Source organism: Escherichia sp. KTE172 (assembly GCF_000408845.1).
Lineage (GTDB): Bacteria > Pseudomonadota > Gammaproteobacteria > Enterobacterales > Enterobacteriaceae > Escherichia > Escherichia coli.
In genome coordinates this window covers 1-2,679 of sequence record NZ_KE137315.1, presented here as the reverse complement: position 1 = coordinate 2,679, position 2,679 = coordinate 1, and the positions used below count along the sequence as shown (strand labels likewise).

Genomic DNA, 2,679 nt, shown 5'->3' with positions numbered 1-2,679 from the left:
AGCCTGCTGTCCGGCGAGAACGACATGGCCCAGCCCACTGGTTTTCTTGCGAACAGGTCGAGAACAACGGCGAGGTACGCCCAGCGCTTACCCGTCCAGAGTAGAGTAAGAGGCAGGGCGTAGTCGGACTATTTCCCTGCCTCTCCTCCCCGAACCGGACGTGCACCTTTCAGCGCATCCGGCTCTCCATTTAAATGCTGGCGAACGCCATTGCCACTTCTGTAAAGCGCGATGTATACGTGTTTCTGGTCTCCGTCCTCAGATAGGGATTACCTTCGGGTAGCCGCCAGCGGAACAGCTTCTTGCCTTGCCCCACCAACCGGTACAGTATTTCGCCGCTGAGCTTGCCGTGATTGGTTTTACCAAATAAAACCCACGTTTTGCTCTGACCCGGTTTCGGTGATTTACACCACCACCTCATCAGGGAAGCGATACCTGTACGGTATTTGCGGGCCAGCCAGTGAGCCAGCTTCCAGAACACGACACGGTCGATATAACTGAAGACTTTGGCCTTAAAATCAACGAACTGATAGAACATGGCCCAGCCTTTCAGTTTTCGGTTGAGTTGTTCAGCCATATCGACTTTGCTTTCACTGTAGTTGCCTGATAACAGTGCTGTCAGCGATGCGGCGAAGTTTCTGGCTTTCTCCTGCGGGATCGTTGAGACCACTCGCATCTCGCCATAACGACTGCGTTTGCGAATGATCCTGTGCCCCAGAAAGATAAAGCCGTCATTAACATGGGTGATTTTAGTCTTATCCATGTTCAGCCTGAGTTTCAGACTGCCTTCGAGCACACCCCGACACTCCTCCCTGATGGCTTCCGCCTGTGCTTTGGTGCCTTTGACGATGAGGACAAAATCATCGGCATAGCGGCAGTACGCCACCGCGGGTTTCCACTGCCAGTTTTCTCTGACCGCCGTACTTCGGCCCCGTTGGATACTGTTATTCCAGTACCACCGATCTTTTCTGGCTTTCCCGCTCAGGTAGCGCTCATGCAGGTATTGATCGAACTCATTCAGCATGATGTTCGATAATAGCGGCGATATAACACCGCCCTGTGGCACACCTTCACTGGCCGCCCGAAAGAGACCGACATCGATATGTCCCGCCTTGATGGTTTTCCACAGCAGAGTCATGAAACGTGCGTCACTGATCCTGCGGCGTACAGCCTTCATCAGCAGTCGATGATGTACGGTGTCGAAGTAACTGGACAGGTCGCCTTCAATCACCCAGCGTCCCCGGGTTTCACCACAGTCTGTGAGCTGTAATTTCACCGTGCGGATCGCGTGGTGGACACTGCGCTCAGGCCGGAAGCCATATGAGAGCGTATGAAAATCACTCTCCCATATCGGCTCCATCGCCATCAGCATGGCCCGCTGAACAATACGATCCCGCAACGCGGGGATACCCAGTGGTCGCAGTTTGCCGTTGCTTTTAGGGATGTAAACCCGTCTGGCGGGCAAGGGCTGGTAGTGGCCTGAGAGTAATTCATCCCTGAGGATTTGCAGCTCAACAGCCAGTCTGGCCTGTAGCATTGTTTTGTTCACGCCATCAACGCCGGGGGTATGGGCCCCCTTTGATGAAAGCGTGATCCGCGCCGCTTCAGCCAGCCATTCTGGTTGTGTTATCAGACGCAGCAGCCGTTGAATCCGTAGGGACGGATCGGTGACTGCCCATGTGGCAAGCTTGCGTTGCATTTCGCTGATTATCAAAGGTCTTCACCTCGTTAGGTCAGTTAATTCACGTCGCAAACACATTCAAACTGCTTCCCTTCGCCATGTAATGGGCTTTCCCCATCGCGGACTACTACGGAAGCTCCGCCAGCCAGCGCGTCATCGGAGCCATGCCCCCTTAACATCCGTCGCTGACCTTCCCCGGTTTACCTGCCTGGACTCAGGCATACTGAGGAGGCTGCCCGTCGCACTCTTTATCCTTGCTTGCCGCAAGTTGGCAGAAGTCAGCAACGCAAGCGTGATAGACGCTGCTGCCCCGGTGTTTCGCATACATGTCAAAACACCTTCGACCGGCAGTGCTTACGTATCACTGCCAGTTCCTCCTGCACGGCCTGTCAGATCACGTAGGCCGTGGTGACGTTTTCAACCCACAGAGGCGGATTAACGGGTTCATGTTCTTCAGCCTTTCAGTACTTAACCTTGAGGATCATCTCGGCTTAGTGATCTCGCCTCAATCCCCGTTGTCAGCGGGTTACATCACCCTGCGGGCATGCCGCAGGTCACTGCCGCTCAGGTTCTCCACCGTCACACCCGGTGGGATTGTTGGGTTTCTCATCGTGAGTTACCGGCTCAATATTCCAGACAGACTCGCGGTTCATTTAAGCATCCATGCCCGCCCTGAACTCCGGGCACACTATAGGTCACATCACCGCACCACACCTGATTTGGCTCGGTCACGGCGAACTGCCTTTCAAGGTAGTTAGGGATAGCAACATGTTCATGACCACCACGTTTATACCGGTGAGTCGGCTGCTGACAGCTGACCAGCCCCAGCTCTTTCATGAGCCTGCCAGCAAGCCAGCGTCCCATCTGGTAGCCTCTCCGGGTTGCCATTGTGGCGATGCTTCTTGCTCCGGCCGAACCGTGGCTGATGCCATGTAGCTCAAGTACCTGACTGCGTAATACAGCCCGTCTGCCGTCTGGTTTTTCAGGACGGTTTTTCC

General features: G+C 54.7%; 1 protein-coding gene and 1 pseudogene. Both read right to left on the bottom strand.

The genetic code is table 11. The features are described 5' to 3' along the window. Positions 1–190: 190 nt before the first annotated feature. Positions 191–1,699: a group II intron reverse transcriptase/maturase gene (ltrA, locus tag G434_RS23550; protein ID WP_001189123.1), complete on the bottom strand. Its 1,509-nt coding sequence runs from the start codon at positions 1,697–1,699 to the stop codon at positions 191–193. Positions 1,700–2,371: 672 nt separating this feature from the next. Next, positions 2,372–2,679: pseudogene (locus tag G434_RS28840) on the bottom strand (IS3 family transposase); the annotation flags it as partial.